This is a genomic window from Leifsonia tongyongensis (assembly GCF_010686705.1).
Lineage (GTDB): Bacteria > Actinomycetota > Actinomycetes > Actinomycetales > Microbacteriaceae > Diaminobutyricibacter > Diaminobutyricibacter tongyongensis.
Genome location: NZ_JAAGWY010000001.1, coordinates 510848 through 528006 on the forward strand (window position 1 = coordinate 510848; position 17159 = coordinate 528006).

Sequence of the window (17159 nt, forward strand, 5' to 3'; positions counted from 1 at the left end):
ACGTCCTTCTTGCACAATTCTAACTATTCGAATTGCGCTCTAACTAATGGAACGGTTGCTAGCATAGGCGTTCGACCGGCTCAACACCTATGACCCACCCACGGTGACCGTGGCGAATTCGAGCCGCCACCGCACTGAGACAACGAGGTACACATGAAACTCCTGAGAATCGGCAGCTTCGGTGCCGAAAAACCCGCGGTGCTCGTCGGCGGGGACAGCTACGTCGACCTCTCCGATGTCGTCACCGACTTCGACGAAGGGTTCTTCGGCTCCGGTGGACTCGAACGCATCCGGCCGGTCGTCGCGGAGCGCGCCGCAGCCGGGGAGACGAGACCCATTGGAAACGAGCGCATCGGGGCGCCCATCGCTCGGCCGCACCAGATCCTCTGCGTCGGCCTGAACTTCAGCGACCACGCTGCCGAGACCGGCCAGGCCGTGCCGTCGGAGCCCATCCTGTTTACGAAATCGCCGAACACTCTTGTCGGGCCTTTCGACGACGTGCGCATCCCTCGTGGCGCTACGAAGCCCGACTGGGAGGTCGAGCTCGGGATCGTCATCGGCAAACGCACCAGTTACCTGGAGAGCGTCGATGACGCGCGCGATGCCATCGCCGGCTGGGTGCTGGTGAACGATGTGAGCGAGCGCGCGTTCCAGATGGAGCGCGGCGGACAGTGGCTCAAAGGCAAGTCCGCCGAGACGTTCAACCCGGCGGGTCCGTGGCTTGTCACCCGAGACGAGGTGCCGGATGTGCTCGCACTCGACATGTGGCTCGACGTCAACGGAACGCGCCGCCAGACCGGGTCCACCTCGACCATGGTCTTCGACCCGTATTTCATCGTCCACTACATCAGCCAGTTCCTCGTGCTCGAGCCCGGCGATCTGATCAACACAGGAACGCCCCCGGGGGTAGGTATGGGTTTCAACCCGCCGGTCTGGCTCAACGCCGGAGACGTGATGGAGCTCGGCATCGACGGCCTGGGAGTCCAGCGCCAGAACGTAATCGCCTCGCGAACCGAAGGAGAACCGAAATGAGAACAGCAGTAGTAACCGGTGGAGCAAGTGGACTGGGAGCCGCCACCGCACAGCGGCTCCGCGCCGATGGAGTCACTGTGATCACGCTCGATCTCGCGGGCGAGGCGGACTACGCGATCGACGTCACTGACGATTCAGCACTCAAGCTGGTCGCCGATGAGGTCGGTCCTGTGGATATCCTGGTCAACTCCGCCGGGATCGTCGGCCCCAACCTGCCGCTGCTGGAGACGACCTCCGATCAGTGGAATCGGGTGCTCAACGTCAACGTCGGCGGCACCGTGGCCACCATGCGTGCCTTCGTCCCCGGCATGGTCGAGCGCGGCTGGGGTCGCGTGGTCAATTTCGCCAGCATGGCGGGAAAGGACGGCAACCCGAACCTGTCAATCTACTCCGCCTCGAAGGCAGCCGTCATCGCGCTCACTAAATCCGCGGGCAAAGAGCTGGCAACGACTGGAGTGCTAGTCAACGCCATCGCGCCGGCCGTGTTCGCCACTCCGATGAACAAGGACACGGCGCCCGACGTCCTAGCGCATATCACGAACCTGATCCCAATGAAGCGGGTCGGGCGCCCGGAGGAGGTCGCGGAACTCGTGACGTGGCTCACCTCTGACTCGCTCAGCTTCTCGACCGGAGCCGTCTACGACATCAGCGGCGGACGGGCCACATATTGAGGTACTGAGAAAGGTTCCGTGTGCGGCTGCTCACGGCGTTTGCTCCGGCCGACCGCATGGAGTTTTCCGCGGCAGCACCGCAGCGGTCACGACGGTTCTGTGAGAGCCGGGCGGATGTCGGGGCCGTCAAGCGCGCCGGAACAAACCTGCACAAGCGACTGCCGAGGAACTCCGCATCTATTCCGCAAATTGGATAGCAGTCCATTGGTGCGAATGACTACGGAAAGTAGCCCTGACCAGGGAAGATCGAAGGTTCTGACATACCGCAGTAACTCCTGGAAGAGCAATACTCTTACTCGAAAGGTCACCGGATCGATGCCGGTCGGAGCCACTGCCCTACTCCCTAGCTTCTACATGGGAGTAGGGCTTTTTTCATCGGCTTGCGATGCCCCACCCCCGAAGCCTTCCCCTACGCAGAAGAACGCCGCCTCTTCTATGTAGCGCTCACGCGAGCTCGCCGGCAGGCGATGCTACTTACGATTACCGGTCGCGAATCCCGTTTCCTGCTAGAGCTCATCCGCGACTGCGGTCTCATGCGAACCAACGCGATTGGTGAGCCACTCGAGACAATCATCTGCCCCGAATGCGGCCGCGGAATCATGACGCAACGAACCGGGAAACGCGGGGACTTCCTTGGATACTCGAGGTACCCGTGGTGCAAGACGACGGCGCCTCTGCGAGAGGTTCCGGTCGCGCCCCGATCCCAAACATGGGTGATGGGGCGCGATGGGCATCGCATCGAGTCGAGTCCGTAGAGGAACGAGCCGGTCATGAGTCACGACTTGGTCACCTCGAGAAGCTCTGCCACTTTTGCCACTCAGGCGGGGAAGTTGAAATGTCATCCCTTCCCGAAAGACCTCAAACGACTTGCACATCCGGTAATCGGTCATAAGTCAGCTGGACAGCATTTCCTAATCGCTGACCGCGGTCGAGTCACGGGTGACGACCCGACATGTGATCTTGTGCACGCCAGGCTGGGCATCGCCGCCAATGGCGGCGAAGAGCAGCCGCGCTGCTACCCGCCCGACCTCCTGAAGGCGCATGTCGATCGTCGACAGGGCGGGGCGGGACTGAGACGCGATCTGCTCCCAATTGTCGTGACCCATTACGGAGATGTCTCGGGGCACGTCTTTGCCGACCTCGCGAAGGGAGTCGAGCACTCCTCGGGCAATCTGGTCGCTACCGCACAGGACGCCGTCGATTTCGGGGAACCGGGTGAGGAGCGTACGGACCGCTGCCCGGCCCCAACCTTCTGTCCATGCGCCGTACAGTGCTTCACCCCCGACGAGTTCGAGGCCGTGCTTCTGCAGAGCGGCCTTGGCCCCGGCAACGCGGTCGGTCGCCGCTGCATAAGTGGCGTCTCCGGAGATGTAGGCGATTCGTGACCTCCCGCAGTCGAGCAGGTGCTCGACTGCGAGACGTCCGGCATCGACGTTGTCGCTGATCACCGAGATGTCTGAGTCATCGTTCGATGGCGCATACGCGTAGACCACGGGCACTGGGATGTCATGGCCGAGCGAATTCCGCGGGTTGGTCGTATCCCCGAGGATGATCACCCCGTCCACTCGGCGGGACAGCAGCGCACGCAGGTGATGTTGTTCGCGGATAGCGTCGCCGCGGGCGTCGCAGAGGAAGACCGACGTACTGTCGGCGCCAAACGCATCCTCCGCGCCCATCATGACCGGAATGGAGAAGCGGCCCTCGAGGTCGCTTGTCAGGAGGCCGACGGTACCGGTGCGGCCGGCGAGCAGCCCTTGGGCCAGCTGATTCGGTGAGAAGCGCAGTTCTTCCGCCGCGCGACGGACGCGGTCGCGTGTCTCTGCCCGCACGTGCTCGCGCCCATTGAGGGCTTTCGATACAGTCGCGATCGACACGCCCGCCAGCTTGGCGACGTCTTTGAGCGTTGCTGGCCCCCGTGAAGCGGAGAGGTCATCGATAACCACGGATCTTCGTCCTTTCAGAACAAGCGGACGGTGGCCGCTCACGCCGACTTTATCCTGGCGGTATTTTCTTCGAAGTGCCCAATGAGGTCCGCTGTGCCGAAACGGTTCACACACTCGCTGTACGCGTCGATCCCTACTGCCGAAATCCAGGGCAGGCAGGTCTTGTTCCCCTCCCCCTTTCCACGCCCGCCGAAACCGGTGCCGGCGAACATCGGGTCATCGATCAGCCACCAGCTGACCAGCAGTCCCTCCTCCTGGAGGCCCGGTCGGGCGTACCCCCAGTCCTTGGTTTCAGTCGCGACGGTCTCGCTTGACCCAACCAAGACGAGGTGCGCAATCTCAGCCAGTCGCGGATCCTCTGCACCGATCGCGATCTGCAACAGATCGGGCGCGGCGTGGATCTCGTAAGGGTGGATATAGCCGGCTCCACAGGTGTCGCAGGCGCTCCAGCCGGTGCTCCGGAACCCGTAGCCTGCCAGAGTGCTCGTTGGCGGCAGCGGCACGTCCCAGAGGTAGATCCACGTGGCGAGGATGCGGGCGGCGTCGGTGGCCGACTGCAGCGCACGGCTCTCGCCCGTCAGCTGCCAGACCAACATCGACGCCCGCATCGCGAACAGGATGCTCTCACTGTCGACAAGCTGCGCCCGGGAGTAGATGCTGTCGTGGATGCCACCGTTGAACTTGAGATCGGCGACGAAGTGCTGCGCAGTGAAGGCCTCCGCCCTGCGAGCGGCGCCGAGCCAACGGTCCTCGCCGGTGACGCGGTAAAGTGCGGCGAGCACGGGAACGGCGGTGGCCGTCGACGACTTCTGGTTGAGTTCCGTCTCGCCGAACCAGGCGGCCGGTTCAGTCACCGGTGCCCCCGAGAAGTCGTACGCGCGACGCCAGCTGCCGTCCGGCTCCTGGGCCGTCAGGAGGAACTCTCCGAAGGCGACCGCGGTCGCGAGCCATTCGGGATGCGCGGCGCCGCGCTGGTTTTCCGCCTCGTACGCGCGCAACAGTGCGGCGTGCTCTTCCGCCATGCAACGCAAATAGGTGCCGTCGATGTGCCGGAGCGGCTCGATGGCGTACTCCATGTGCTCGTAGACCGGACCCATCAGCGCTCTCAGGTCTTCGCCGTCGTCCGCATAGGCCAGAGGCAGCACCAGTCCGCTCCACCAGTTCGCGGTCTTTCCGGTGTCAAGGTCGAACAGTGTGTGGGTCAGGCCGTGCGCGGACTCCGACGCTTGGGCGACGAAGAAATCGATGACCTTCAGCGCCTTGGCTCGGGCATCGGGATCGGACAATGTCCCGGCATATGAGAGGACGTGGTGCGCATTGAGGACGTTCTGGCCGGTGAAGCCGTACTGGATGATGTTCTCCAGCTGCACGCCGTTCTGCGGATGGTTGTTGGTGACGAAGCCCGCGGGCTTCGCTCCGGACGCCGTGGGGAGACCTTCGCCGTAGTACGGCAGCAAAGCTTCAACACGGAGGCGGGTGATCGTCTCGAGCGTGTCGGTGAGCTCGACGGCGCGCGGACTCAGGACCCTCATTCTGTCGCTCCAGAGGTTCCACAGGCAGTCCACGGCAGCGGCGCCCGCAACAATGGAGAGCGAGTACACCACATCGAAGGATGCGCCGACCGACGTGTCGACCACCCCCATGGGCCAGAACGCGCCCCACGGCTCGCGTCCCTCAGAGGTGAGCGCATGCGACCGCGATCGCTCGACGAACGGATACGCCGCCACGAGTGTGGTGGTGCCACTCGCCGCCGGCGTCAGACCAAGAGCGCCGACGTCGGTCCGCTGCACGATCTCCTGTTGCCCGCTGATTCGATCTGGGATGTCGTCGAAGGCGGGTACATCGTCTCGGGACAGGGCGTAGCCCAGGCTGGTCGCCGGGGAGAACGCGAGTACCGTCAGGCCGGTCAGCCGGTCGTCGCGGTAGATCAGGTCCCGGGTGTCCAGAAAGTCCTCGAGACCGTCACCGTTGATGTCGTTCAGGTCGTAGAGAGCGGGCGGCGCAAATAGCTGCATGTCATCGAACGCCGCCTCCTCGAGCTGCGCTTCGAGGAGGAGTCGCAGCGGCTCGCGTCCAGGCTCGATCGGCTCGCAGTGGCGGTGCACCGATACGGCCGCCGCATCCAGCGTCCACCTGTCGCGCACCCGGTATCGCCCACCGCCGAATCGGATCTCTGCTTCCGCCTCCACGACGGCGCCCACCCGTTCGACGGAGTCGTAGCCGCCTTCGACGCGCACGACCGCACCTGCCGTCGTGAGAAACTCCGCCGTCACCGGGGCTGTCACGACGACGGCGTTGGCGCCTGTGATGTGTTCGGCGGTCAGCCTGATTCCATGGCCGGACGCAGTGGGAAAGGATTCGAGCTTCACTTCATGACTCCAAAAGGGGTGGTGGGTTGCGACGGCGGCACTGCGACAGATCAGCCCTTGGTAGCGCCGCTCATCAGGCCGGAGATGATTCCGCGCTGCGCAATGAGCGTGACCACGAGGACTGGGAGCAAGTAGATGACGGACGCAGCAGTCATCTGGCCCCAGATGGTCTGAAACTGGGTGATGTACGAGGCGATCCCCACGGGCATCGTCTGCGCATCCGGAGTCTTTGTCAGCGAGAGGGCGATCACGAACTCGTTCCACGCGGCGAGGAATCCGAACAGGGCCGCCACACCGATCGCCGGTCGGGCCAAAGGGAGGACGATTTTCCAGAGCGAGGCGAGGGTGCCGAGTCCATCCAGTCGGGCTGCTTCGAGGATCTCGTCCGGGAAATCGCGGAAGAATCCTTCGAGCATCCAGATGATGAGCGGTAACACGATAGGGATATACGCGATGATCAGGCCCGCGGTGTTGTTGATGAGACCGAGCTGGCGGAACTCCAGGAAGAAGGGCAACGCCAGCGCTACCGGGGGGAACATGCGCGTGACCAGCGCACCGCCCAAGAGGATGCCGCTCATGCGGTAGCGGAACTTCGCGAACCCGAACGCCGCTGGAACGCCGAGCACCAGGCTGACGACCGTGGCGCCTAGTCCCACGAACAGGCTGTTGCCGAACATCTTGAGAATGACACCGTCGGTGAACACCGATTGGAAGTTCGCCGTCGTCGGTGATGATGGAAGCAGCGTCGGTGGAATTGCGAAGATCTCACTTGTCGGCTTGAACGCCGTGGTGAAGATCCAGATGATCGGCAGGAGGAACAGGAAGCTTGCCGCGATGGCAACGATGACGAAGGTCGTTCTGCGTGCTGTCGCCTTCACGGTCTTGTTCCGGCGTGCGGCGTTGTGCCCTGAGCTGCCGGCGTCATCGCGGCGGGCCCCGATCTCCCGGGACGGAGCCAGGCGGTCAACTGCGGGGGATGTGCTGGTCATGGCTTGTCCGTCCTGTCGCGGAGGATGAAGAAGATGGCTCCGGCGCACACGCCTACCACCAGAACGAACAGAACAGTCGCGGCGGAACTGCCAGCGAAGTCGGTGTTCGAGAACATGAGCCGGTAAAGGTAGGAGCTCATGACATCGGTCGAGTTGGCCGGTCCGCCTCCGGTGAGCACGTATACAGAGTCGAAGACCCGGAAAGCGTCGGCGAGGCGGATGACGAGCACGATGAGGATCGCGGGCTTCAGCAGCGGGAGGGTGACGCGGGTGAAGCGCTGCCAGGCGTTCGCGCCATCTGTCTTTGCTGCTTCGTTCAGCTCAGCGGGGACGTTCGAAAGTCCGGCCAGGAGCACGAGGATCACAAAGGGCAGAGCCAGCCACATATTCGTGACGAGCACTGTGCCTCGCGCAAGCCAGACGCTCGCGAACCAGGACGGCGGGTCGATCCCGACGGCCGAGAGCGCGGCGTTGATGAAGCCGTATCCGTTTGAAAAGAGGAACTTGAAAGCAAGGGACGCGACGATCGGGGCAATCATGATCGGGATCGCGATGATCAGGCGGAGTACCCGGCTGCCGCGGGTTGCGCGATTGAGCAGCAAGGCTATCGGCATGGCGACGATGAGTTCGACGATCAGGGTCGTGACCACGTAGCCGACCGTCTGTGTCAGCGCGGCGACGAAGCCTGGCGACGTAAGCACGCGAGCGTAGTTGTCGAAGCCGACGAAGGATGCCGCCGGCGCCCCGACTGCTAGGTCGAATTTCTGGAAGCTGAGCGAGATCGTCCAGAGGAGGGGATAGAGGACGGTGATAGCGATGGCGATCATCGCGGGTGCCGTCAAAGCGATCCCGGTCAGGCGCTTGCGCCTGAGCGTGACGCTCGCCCCTCTTCGCACCCGGGGGACGATTTCGCTGGTGGTGGCCATTATGGTTTCTCTCGCTTGGATGTGTTGGGCCGTCGGCGCGCCGGACTGGAGATCCGATCCGGCGCGCCGGCTGGGGCACCTACTGGGCGGAACTGTACGCGCTCTCGGCGGCCTTCTGGGCCTGGGCGAGTGCCGCGTCGATGCTCTGCGTACCCGACATCACACTTGAGACGGCCACGGACATCGCCGTCTGGTATTGCGGGAAGGCGGGAGTCATCGGCATCGTCCCGCTGTTGGCGACCGAGTCGTTGAACACGCCGAAGGCGTGCTTCTGGCCGTCGTTCAGGCTGCCCGACTTGGCGACCTCATCTGCCGCGGAGGTGCGCGGTACGGGGACGGACTGGGACAAGCTCAGCTGCTTCAGGATGTCGGTGCCTGTCGACCAGGTCACCCACTTCTTCGCTGCTGCTGAGTGCTTGCTCGCGGAGTTGACCCCGAACGCCCATGAGAAGGCGGTGGCCACCTGGTCCGGGTTTCCCGGGTTGCGCGCCACATCGACCTTGCCCACGACCTTGGACTGGCTCGGGTCCTGTGTCATTCCGTAGAGATATGGCCAGACAAAAGCCATCGCGACTTTGCCGGCGAGGAACTGGCCCTGGATGTCGGTTAGGTCGTGCAGGCCGGCTGGGCTTGACTTGTCCTCGTTCTGAACGGTCGTCATCATCGTGAGCGCCTTCTTCGCGGCGGGCGTGTCGAGAGTCGGCTTGCCCTTAGCGTCCACGATGTCTCCGCCGGCCTGCTGGATGTAGCTCTCCAGCCGGGTCGAGACCTCGACGTCCTGGGCGCCGGGGATGATCGTCCCGTAGACGCCATTCGCCGGATCTGTCAGCTTCTTGGCGTCGGCGCGGTACTCGTCCCAGGTCTTCGGCGGCTCGGCGATACCTGCCGCCTTGAACAGGTCGGTGCGGTAGTAGAGCACCAGGTTGTGCACCATGAACGGCACACTGTAGAGCTTGCCCTTGTACGTTGCCGTGTCGAGGGTGTGCCCGAGGAAGTCGCTGCGCTGAGACGCAGGAAGCGTGCTGTCCAGGTCGGCGAGGTACCCCTTCGAGGCGAACTGTGGCATCCAGGTCTGGTCCACGGTGAACACGTCGTATGCGCCGGAGCCCGATACCGCGTCGGAGAGGAACTGCTGCTGCATGCCGTCGTGCGGCACGGGGAGGAACTTGACCTTGACGCCGGTGGCCTTGGTGAAGGCGGGGGCTACCTTTGCGTAGAACGTCTGCCATGGCGATCCCGTCTCGACGCCGACGGTAATGGTCTGGCCGGAGATGTTGGAGGAAGATCCGCCTCCGGTTCCGCCCGCGGTCGGTGCACATCCGACCAGTGCGAAGGCCGTTGCCGTGATGACGGCAAGCGGTGCTACCCAACGCCTCGCTCTGGCGTTCTTTGGACGTTCCATTCTCGTGCTCCTTTGCTCGACGCTTCAGTGCTTCGGATTGTTCCGAAAGGCTTTTCGTAAAGCTACCTTCTCGTTTCGTGAGTTGTCAACCTTCTGGGCCGAATTCGGCTATTTGGCATTGAATATCCGGGCACTTGACGCGAATCGGTTTCCAATCGTAAGGTATGAAAAGCTTTTCTGATATTTCCCTAGCCCATCAAAGGAGAGTGCTGGAATGTCCGGTACCACCACATCCGCCCTGCACCCCCGAGACGACAGGACCACAGCTTCGCCCACCGGGTCGGTCCGACTCGAGACTCGCCCTGTAATTGCCCCGGTCTCTCCACGTTCGGGAGCTCTCCGCCCGCTCGGGCTCGACGAGGTGCGGATCGTTGGCGGGTTCTGGGCCGAAAGGCAGGAGAAGAACGGGCGAGCCACGTTGCAGCATTGCCTCGACTGGATGACCCGGCTCGGCTGGATCGCGAACTTTGACAGGGTGGCGTCCGGGGCTCAATTCGAGCATGCGGGCCGCGAGTTCTCCGACTCAGAGATTTACAAGCTGCTCGAGGCGCTGGCCTGGGAGTCGGCGCGATCGGGCGACGAGTGGGCGGAGCAGACCTTTGTCGACCTCTCCGCTCGCGTCGTCGCAGCGCAGCAGAGCGACGGCTACCTCAACACGAACTTTGGGAGCGCGGGTCAGCAGCCGCGATACGTGGACCTGGAGTGGGGTCATGAGCTCTACTGCGCCGGGCACCTCATCCAAGCTGCCGTGGCCCGCGCCAGAACCCACGGACGCGACTCCTTCGTCGATGCGGCCATCCGTCTCGCCGACCACATCTGTGACACGTTCGGCCAAGGCAAGATCGAGCGCGTGTGCGGGCATCCGGAGATCGAGCCGGCCCTGGTCGAGCTCTCGCGGGTGACCGGTGACGCCCGCTACCTCGACCAGGCACGCCTGTTCGTGTCGCGCCGCGGCCACGGCACCCTCGCCGACATCGAGCTCGGCGCAGCGTACTTCCAGGAGGACGAACCTGTGCGGGACGCGGAGGTGCTGCGCGGACACGCGGTCCGGGCGCTTTACCTCGCCGCCGGGGCCGTGGACCTCGCCGTGGAGGACGATGACGCCGGCCTGCTATCGGCGGTCCGCACCCAGTGGGGCAACACGGTCGCCAAGCGAACCTACCTCACCGGCGGAATGGGATCCCGGCACGAGGGCGAAGCGTTCGGCGACGACTTCGAGCTGCCGAGCGACCGGGCGTACTCCGAGACCTGCGCGGGAGTCGGCTCGCTCATGCTGAGCTGGAGGCTGCTCCTCGCTGACGGCGACCCCCGCTACGCGGACCTGATGGAACGGACGCTCTACAACGTCATCGCGACGAGTCCCGACCAGAACGGCACCGCGTTTTTCTACGTGAACCCGCTGCGGCGAAGCCTGCCTGGCCTTCCAGCGTCGCTCGACGCTCCCAGCGTACGGGCGGCGTCGAGCCTCCGCGCACCTTGGTTCGAGGTCTCGTGCTGCCCCAGCAACGTCGCGCGCACGATCGCCAGCGTCGCGGCATACGTCGCCACCGTCTCATCCGACGGCGTCCAGCTGCACCAGTTCATGCCCGCCGAGATCACGACCTCACTGCCCGACGGCGAGCCCGTCCGGCTGAGTGTGGCAACCGAGTACCCGGCCAACGGCCGTGTCGAGGTGACGGTCGACTCCGACGCCGGTCGGGAGTGGACACTCTCGTTGCGTGTGCCCCACTGGGCCGAGGGCCACGCGGTCCTGACGGTCGACGGCGCGCGTTCGGTCGTCGAGGGCCGGGTGGCCTCAGTGACGCGCCAGTTCGCGGCCGGCGACAGGGTTACCCTCGAGATCCCAGTAGAACCGCGCATCACCGTGCCCGATCCGCGGATCGACGCGCTGCGCGGCAGTGTGGCGGTCGAGCTCGGGCCCTTGGTCCTCTGCGCGGAGTCGACCGATCTCCGCGAAGCTGACAGTCTGGCCACCCTCGCCGTGCCGATCGACGCCACGCTCACTCGCATCGGCAACGACACGGTCGAGCTCGCAGGCTCCCTGTCGACGTATGACGAGAGCGAGTGGCCTTATGGTCCGGAGCACTTAGCCCGGACTACCGATAACGACACCGTCACTCTGATCCCGTATCACCGCTGGGCCGAAAGGGGTCCATCCACAATGCGCGTGTGGCTGCCCGTACGGCACTGACGCTCAGCCCCGCATCGCTGCCCCAGTAACGATGAAGGTCGCGCAGACAGACCACGCCCTGAACCGGGCGCGCGCGATTCAGAACTCGAAATACGTGGGATCTCAGAATTATGCAGTCGAAACGTAGTCAAACATGAGCAGGCGTATAGGTAAGCGGCGCAGCTCCCGGGGCAAGCCGTATGCGGGCCCGATCGATAACACGAAAGGGGCGCCGTGCCATCGGTGCAGAGCGGCGATCGCTCTCCAAGTAGCTGCATAGCCTCGATGACAGGGGGAAATCCCGCAGGGGCTGTAACCCTTACCCTTTTTCCTGCGGTCCTGGGGACTGCGTTGTGCAGGTACCGCGCGGACCCCGCGTTTGACAATTACGATCGCTCGGATTCGGAGGACCACGAGTAGCCGACACAGCAGTTGGAGGGGACATGGAACGAAGGCACACTCGAGCTCGATGGGGCCGACTCTTCTGGCCGCTTATAGCCCTCGCGGTGATCTCTAGCCTCTACAGCTTGGGGATCGCGATCGTGAGTCAATTCCTGCCCTGTCGACAGCCCCGTCGAAATGTCTAGCGGGGTGTGGGTGGTGAGTTCGACCCCCAGAACGGGCAGTCACGCTCATCGGGTACGGCAAGCGTGGCGGAAGCGATAACGACTCGCGTTCGTCCTATTTGTTGACGGTGAACGCTGAACAGAGGATGTGCTTTCCACCAGTCTGCACCGCGGGGTCGTTTTCCACTGGCGAGTCACCCGCGTCTGAAACCGACCAAGTTGCTCCCGAATCGACAATAGTCAGAGTCGTTTCGAGAGGGTAACCAGATGGGTCCAATGAAAATGATACGACCGCGTTACCGTTGCTCCATCGGCTGAACACGAAGTGAAGGGTCCCCGCGATGCTGTAAATGCAGTGTTGTGTGAAGTTGTCGGCGACAACGTTGGCTGCGACCAGCTCGGCTGGCGACTGACTCGCGACTGTGATGCCCGTGACGATTGATGCTTGCGCGGTGCTCTGGTCGCCACAGTCTCCGACGAACACGGGCCCGAGGTAGGTTCCGGTAGAGAATTGCCTCTCGAAGGTAACGTAGACATCGGTAGTGTCGCCAGGGTTCAATGCGGTGCTGACGGACTCGTTTGACTTGAACGTCGCCCCATGCGCGACCACACAGACGTCGCCGTTCAGCGTTTGGGGAGTGCTGGATGTGTTCGTGAAATGGACGTTCAGTTCGCAGAACGTTGCAGTGCATTTCTGATCATCAGTGATGTTGCCGGAGACCGGTGGGATTGCCGGCGTCGGTTTCAGCGCTGGACCGTTATTGGCTGCTGGGGCCTTCCCGGTTGCGCCAGCTGTGGCGGGTGCCCCGACAGGCGATCCGTTGACGGCCGGTACGGACAAAACCCCGACGATAGCCAGAACGAGTACCAAGGCGGCGACCCCCGTGGGGATCGCCCACCAAATGTGCCCACCTCTGTTGCCTTTCACCGCCGGGCGATGCATCGGCGATGCGACGACAGCTGACCCTCCGGACCCGGGCTCATGTCTGGGGGCCTCAATCTGCGGTGTAGAAACCTCACTCTGCTGTGCAGAAGGGACGTTGGGTGCCACGGTGACAGGAGACGGGGATTGAGATGCGGCCTGCGATAGGGAAAGCTGAACCCTCCGGTACCAGGATTCGATCAGCACGTCATCCGCCAGGATCGCTGCCGCCTGGTCGCCGGTGAGGTTCAGACCCATACGGGCCCGTCCGGCCGGGTCGGCGAACTGCTTGCGAAACTCATCAATTGTCATTGAGCCCAATCGGCCTTCCTGTTTGCGCGAGGGATGAACCGTCATTCGACGCTAGCGAGATACCGCTGGGCGCCCCGACCATGCCTTGTCCCCAAATCGCGGCACAAGGCGACAGGACTTCTACGTGAGAGAGCCGCCCGCTCGTCGTGACGGCGGACGGCTCGCTTGTTGGTCGTTACGCGGTTACCGCGACCGTCACCGTCGGGGCGGTGCCTGCACCAGTGGTGAGCGGCTGGAGCGGCGCGATCGGCGCGGCGAACTCGGTGTTCACGGTCACCCACTTCTGGATGCGCGGGCCGACCCAGAGCAGGTAGATGCCGAGCGTGATGACCGAGAGCAGGAACCACTTGATCCAGTGCCCGAAGAGACCGACCGCGGACCCGGTGAAGACCAGCTGCTGGCCGTCAATGAAGGTGTGCTTCGCGCGCCAGCGCTCCTTGAGAACGACCGCGAACGGGTAGCAGATCCCGAGGGTGCACACGGTGAGGATGGTCGCGAGGATCACAGTCCCCAGATAGGTGCCAGCTCCACCATCGAACGTGAATCGGGTCTCTTTTGCCATGCGGAAATGTCTCCTTTGTGAGTTGTGGCCGTGAAGCACCTGAACGATCTCAGTGAGGCCACTCACCATCAGACCATCGCACTCACGGGATCCGGGGTTTGCACACGCGCCCAAAACAGGGCACGGAAGATCCCTGGTCGTCAGCCCACGGAGGCCGCGCCAGATCCTTTCAAGGACGCGCCCTTCAACTACATAGAGCCCCGTTGCCGAGGTCGGATCCTCACCCTTGAATTGGGTGCAGATTGTGTATCTTCCTGCTCACTAAGCTCGATCCGTGCGCCCACAGAAACTAGCCCTGACCGCCTCTTCGATTGTCCTAGCGTTGGTGCTCGCGGGATGCGCAGGTAAAGCCGAGCCCACGCATTGGGTTGCGTCGAACGGCAATCACGTGGTCTTCATCTCCTGGACTGTTAAGGATCGAAAGATCTCCGGCTCCCTTCAGGGCGCGACAGGTCAGGACGCGAATGCATCCCAGCCGGTCACCACAGTCGACCAGGCAGTCACGGGCACGGACGACAACGGGCAGATCGTGCTCACCATTGGATCCGGTGCTACTAGCGAGTCTCTCTCCGGCACCGTGAAGGATCAACTCATGGTGCTCAACGGCACAGACTCGAGTGGCGCGGTCACGATGCGCTTCTCACCCGGCTCCGAGAAGAAATACTCGTCTGCGGTGACTTCACTCCGGGATCAGATTCAGAAGCGCCAGGCACAGGCTGCGTACGACGCAGCGGTCGCCACCCTGGCTACGCAGACGACGACCTTGCAAACCGCACTGGCGGCATTCGAGGCGGAATTTAGCGGGGAGCAAGCCGCGGTCACGAACTTCGAGGCCCTTGCCGGCGGTTTCACGTGTATGGACACTGCGGCCAGCAACGCATACAGCCAATCGTGGAACGCCTACAGCGTGGAATGGTCAAAGACGAACGCCGCTTACAACGCAGCAGACGCCGCGAATCGCGCATTGCAGCTCACAGAAGCGACGCTCAAAGCGACACAACCCGCAAGTGTCAAGTTGCATGGGCAAGCGCAGCTCATGACTGCAAGTAGCGTTTCCGACGATGCCGTCAAGAAGCTGGCAGCCGCCTCCACGACCGATGACAGCGACACGGCAGCGATCACCAAGATCCACTCACGGGATAACGACCTACCCTACTGTTAGGGCTCGCCGGACCGAGGCGATTCGTCGAGTCGGTCGACTCCGGCGACGACCGTCACGCCTCCGCGGTGACCATGTGAGCGGCTACAGCAGCAAGCGACCCTCGGATTCCACGGAGGACAAGCCGCGCTGGCGCTAGAGAGTGTAGCCAGCCGCAGGCTTGGACGCGCGCCGCCGACGGGCACTAGCGTGTGCCCTATGCCCACACCGCAGCTCCTTGTCGAGACTCCCGCCGACCGCACCTACATCCAGGCCGCGAAGCACAACGACTGCGGTATGACACGCGCCCTGACAACCTCAAACACGACGGCCTGGTGCGACAATCCAAGGCTGCTCTCGTACACGCTGCTCGGCCGCACCGGCGACGATGGCGAATGCATGGCGTACTCGATCACCACGGACACCGGCCTCGACGGCACCGACCAAGGCGGGACCGAAGGGTGGTCGTTCTGCTACCGCCTCACGAAGGCCGGCTGGCGGCTCTGGGATCAGGGCCAAGGCTGATACCCGCAGCGAACACAACCCAACGTGTCGCCGAACAGATTGTCCACTCCTCGAAAGCGGACAATCTTCGTGGCGGAATGACTATCTCGGGTGACCGTCGACAGTTCCGCAACGAGGAAATGAGCCTCACGCCGAATAGTCCGGATAACTGTTCTTGTCGGGGGTAAAAAACTAGACCCTTGAAGTGAGATGAGACTGATCTCCACGCATCTGCCGTGATTTCAGACCTCTGGGATGCGTTGCGCTGGAGCTGATACGTGCGAAGTTAGGCATGTGGAAAATCAGGCGCCTCATGCCGATCGGTCGCCAAAGATCTTGCGTCGGATCACGTGAACCGCGGCTTTCGGTCAGCCAAACAGGATCCTCAAGAGCTCCGGTGTGTAGGTCTCGGGACCGGCGTTGTTCCAATTCGACGCGAGCCAGTCGCCGTGACCCAGAAATTGGGATTCTCCGATGGCCCGACCCGTGTGGGAATCGTTTGTGAGGCACCACTCGCCGCCGTAGAACTCGCTGCAGAACCAGCCGAGTTGCTTCATCCTGACGATCGCGGCCTGCGCTGTCACTGCATCAACATGGCGCACCTGAGTGGTGAGAAACGTGTCGCTGGGGCCCGTCGGCGGCGCCCAGTCGCAGATCAGCCCCGGAGCCTTTGATAGCGAATTGGCAAGCGTCGGATCGTAGGTCCCGTAACCGCTGGTCTCCGCGCGTGGCACACCCGGGCCCGACTTCCACGTCGGATCGAGAACAAGAGAACCGTCAGGTGAGACGAACTTCTTCAGCCCGGAGAAGAACGCATCGCAGCTCGAGGGCAGCCCGTCGACGATCGTTGGCGTTGCCGTAGGGCTCGGTGTGCCGACCGAGCGCGAGGCTGTCGACCGGATTGGCAGGGTCGTCGCCGGCGAAGTGCAGCCTGTGAGCGTGAGAAGGACGAGGCAGAGGAGCGCTGGTTCGGCGAGCTTCACCCGGGCAACCCTAGCGGAGGCTCCAACGTGAGCTTCGATTCGGACATTCTGACTCGCCGACCGACAGCTGAGTTCGCCTCGATCTCTCAGCGGGGTGCTGATTCCTGATTGGGACGTGACCATTCGTGACCACGTCCCCAACCGCATCCGGATCTACTTGTCGAAACGCGCGCCTGCCGGGTTCGGGCGAGACAGAAGGAACACGAGAACAATAAACGAGCCGACGACTGGAATCAGTGCCATGAAGTAGAAGGCGCCGCTGCGGTTCGAGTCATGCAGGCGACGCCAGATCAGACCCAGGCCCGGGAGCAGGTTGGCGAGACCCCAGAGCCAAGACAGCCCGATGTAGAGTCCGTAGCCAGGCCCAAGCGTAGCCGCACCGTCAGGGTTAGGGGGACCGGAGATTCCACCGGCGAGCGAACCGATGATGAAGAAGACGGCGACAACGATGACGTTCACGAGCATGATCCACCAGTACTCACTCCGGCTAGCGCGTCCGCTGAAGTTCACGTAGTTGCGCCAGTACCGAACGAAAGCCACTGGAAGCGATGCTCCGTAGTAGGGCCGTGACAACGGCGCTTCGCTCGCTGAGGTGGGCGGCAATGATGGCGCGAAGGGAGGTTCGGTCCTGGTCATCGGAGTCCTTAATCGTCTTGTGCGTAGGAATGTC

Annotated in this window: 15 protein-coding genes; 6 read left to right on the top strand and 9 right to left on the bottom strand. The window is 63.2% G+C overall.

Translation table 11 applies throughout. The annotated features are described in order from the left end of the window. The first annotated feature begins 153 nt into the window (after positions 1–153). The 3 genes from G3T36_RS02615 (at position 154) to G3T36_RS20220 (ending at position 2458) form a co-directional block, all read left to right on the top strand. Entirely contained in the window at positions 154–1032 is an 879-nt protein-coding gene (locus tag G3T36_RS02615) for a fumarylacetoacetate hydrolase family protein (protein WP_163287852.1), read from the top strand. Continuing rightward, the gene (locus tag G3T36_RS02620; RefSeq protein WP_163287853.1) at positions 1029–1703 is read left to right on the top strand and encodes an SDR family NAD(P)-dependent oxidoreductase; all 675 of its coding nucleotides are present in this window, start codon (positions 1029–1031) and stop codon (positions 1701–1703) included. The genes G3T36_RS02615 and G3T36_RS02620 overlap by 4 nt, the downstream gene beginning before the upstream one ends. Before the next feature lie 533 nt (positions 1704–2236). Beyond that, positions 2237–2458 (top strand): topoisomerase DNA-binding C4 zinc finger domain-containing protein, encoded by a 222-nt coding sequence (locus G3T36_RS20220; RefSeq protein WP_420811029.1) that lies wholly within the window; start codon positions 2237–2239, stop codon positions 2456–2458. Positions 2459–2614: 156 nt separating this feature from the next. Here the strand turns inward: G3T36_RS20220 and G3T36_RS02630 are convergent, their stop codons facing one another. The 5 genes from G3T36_RS02630 to G3T36_RS02650 all read right to left on the bottom strand — a co-directional run bounded on the left by G3T36_RS02630 (position 2615) and on the right by G3T36_RS02650 (position 9332). Next, positions 2615–3646 carry a LacI family DNA-binding transcriptional regulator gene (locus tag G3T36_RS02630; RefSeq protein ID WP_338031431.1) on the bottom strand — a complete coding sequence of 344 codons (1032 nt, stop codon included), beginning with the start codon at positions 3644–3646 and terminating at the stop codon, positions 2615–2617. 38 nt (positions 3647–3684) lie between these two features. Continuing rightward, positions 3685–6015 carry a YyaL domain-containing protein gene (locus tag G3T36_RS02635; RefSeq protein WP_163287855.1) on the bottom strand — a complete coding sequence of 777 codons (2331 nt, stop codon included), beginning with the start codon at positions 6013–6015 and terminating at the stop codon, positions 3685–3687. Between the two features lie 50 nt (positions 6016–6065). Continuing rightward, positions 6066–7004, bottom strand: coding sequence for a carbohydrate ABC transporter permease (locus tag G3T36_RS02640; RefSeq protein ID WP_163287856.1), 939 nt, complete (start codon positions 7002–7004; stop codon positions 6066–6068). After that, positions 7001–7930 carry a carbohydrate ABC transporter permease gene (locus G3T36_RS02645; RefSeq protein WP_163287857.1) on the bottom strand — a complete coding sequence of 310 codons (930 nt, stop codon included), beginning with the start codon at positions 7928–7930 and terminating at the stop codon, positions 7001–7003. The genes G3T36_RS02640 and G3T36_RS02645 overlap by 4 nt, the downstream gene beginning before the upstream one ends. 79 nt (positions 7931–8009) lie before the next feature. Further along, a complete protein-coding gene (locus G3T36_RS02650) occupies positions 8010–9332 on the bottom strand; it encodes an ABC transporter substrate-binding protein (RefSeq protein WP_163287858.1) in 1323 nt (440 codons plus the stop codon). Between the two features lie 214 nt (positions 9333–9546). On the opposite strand from G3T36_RS02650, the gene G3T36_RS02655 reads away from it, so the two are divergent. Then, positions 9547–11523, top strand: a complete 1977-nt coding sequence (locus G3T36_RS02655) for a glycoside hydrolase family 127 protein (protein ID WP_163287859.1) — start codon at positions 9547–9549, stop codon at positions 11521–11523. Positions 11524–12183: 660 nt separating this feature from the next. Here the strand turns inward: G3T36_RS02655 and G3T36_RS02660 are convergent. Both G3T36_RS02660 and G3T36_RS02665 read right to left on the bottom strand, forming a co-directional pair. Then, positions 12184–13302 carry a hypothetical protein gene (locus G3T36_RS02660; RefSeq protein WP_163287860.1) on the bottom strand — a complete coding sequence of 373 codons (1119 nt, stop codon included), beginning with the start codon at positions 13300–13302 and terminating at the stop codon, positions 12184–12186. Between the two features lie 175 nt (positions 13303–13477). After that, complete coding sequence (locus G3T36_RS02665; RefSeq protein WP_163287861.1) at positions 13478–13864, bottom strand: DUF898 family protein; 387 nt, start codon at positions 13862–13864, stop codon at positions 13478–13480. Positions 13865–14138: 274 nt separating this feature from the next. Between G3T36_RS02665 and G3T36_RS02670 the strand changes: the two genes are divergently transcribed. Further along, a complete protein-coding gene (locus tag G3T36_RS02670; RefSeq protein WP_163287862.1) occupies positions 14139–15026 on the top strand; it encodes a hypothetical protein in 888 nt (295 codons plus the stop codon). Positions 15027–15221: 195 nt separating this feature from the next. After that, complete coding sequence (locus G3T36_RS02675; protein ID WP_163287863.1) at positions 15222–15527, top strand: hypothetical protein; 306 nt, start codon at positions 15222–15224, stop codon at positions 15525–15527. Positions 15528–15874: 347 nt separating this feature from the next. Here the strand turns inward: G3T36_RS02675 and G3T36_RS02680 are convergent, their stop codons facing one another. Further along, positions 15875–16489 (bottom strand): hypothetical protein, encoded by a 615-nt coding sequence (locus G3T36_RS02680; protein WP_205244991.1) that lies wholly within the window; start codon positions 16487–16489, stop codon positions 15875–15877. Positions 16490–16642: 153 nt separating this feature from the next. After that, positions 16643–17029: a DUF805 domain-containing protein gene (locus tag G3T36_RS19950; RefSeq protein ID WP_163287865.1), complete on the bottom strand. Its 387-nt coding sequence runs from the start codon at positions 17027–17029 to the stop codon at positions 16643–16645. Between the last annotated feature and the right edge of the window lie 130 nt (positions 17030–17159).

Bases quoted from the DNA above. Each gene is read 5' to 3' on its own strand.
- G3T36_RS02615 (WP_163287852.1), top strand. From the start codon at position 154: ATGAAACTCCTGAGAATCGGCAGCTTCGGTGCCGAAAAACCCGCGGTG.
- G3T36_RS02620 (WP_163287853.1), top strand. From the start codon at position 1,029: ATGAGAACAGCAGTAGTAACCGGTGGAGCAAGTGGACTGGGAGCCGCC.
- G3T36_RS20220 (WP_420811029.1), top strand. From the start codon at position 2,237: ATGCGAACCAACGCGATTGGTGAGCCACTCGAGACAATCATCTGCCCC.
- G3T36_RS02640 (WP_163287856.1), bottom strand. From the start codon at position 7,004: ATGACCAGCACATCCCCCGCAGTTGACCGCCTGGCTCCGTCCCGGGAG.
- G3T36_RS02645 (WP_163287857.1), bottom strand. From the start codon at position 7,930: ATGGCCACCACCAGCGAAATCGTCCCCCGGGTGCGAAGAGGGGCGAGC.
- G3T36_RS02650 (WP_163287858.1), bottom strand. From the start codon at position 9,332: ATGGAACGTCCAAAGAACGCCAGAGCGAGGCGTTGGGTAGCACCGCTT.
- G3T36_RS02655 (WP_163287859.1), top strand. From the start codon at position 9,547: ATGTCCGGTACCACCACATCCGCCCTGCACCCCCGAGACGACAGGACC.
- G3T36_RS02660 (WP_163287860.1), bottom strand. From the start codon at position 13,302: ATGACAATTGATGAGTTTCGCAAGCAGTTCGCCGACCCGGCCGGACGG.
- G3T36_RS02665 (WP_163287861.1), bottom strand. From the start codon at position 13,864: ATGGCAAAAGAGACCCGATTCACGTTCGATGGTGGAGCTGGCACCTAT.
- G3T36_RS02675 (WP_163287863.1), top strand. From the start codon at position 15,222: ATGCCCACACCGCAGCTCCTTGTCGAGACTCCCGCCGACCGCACCTAC.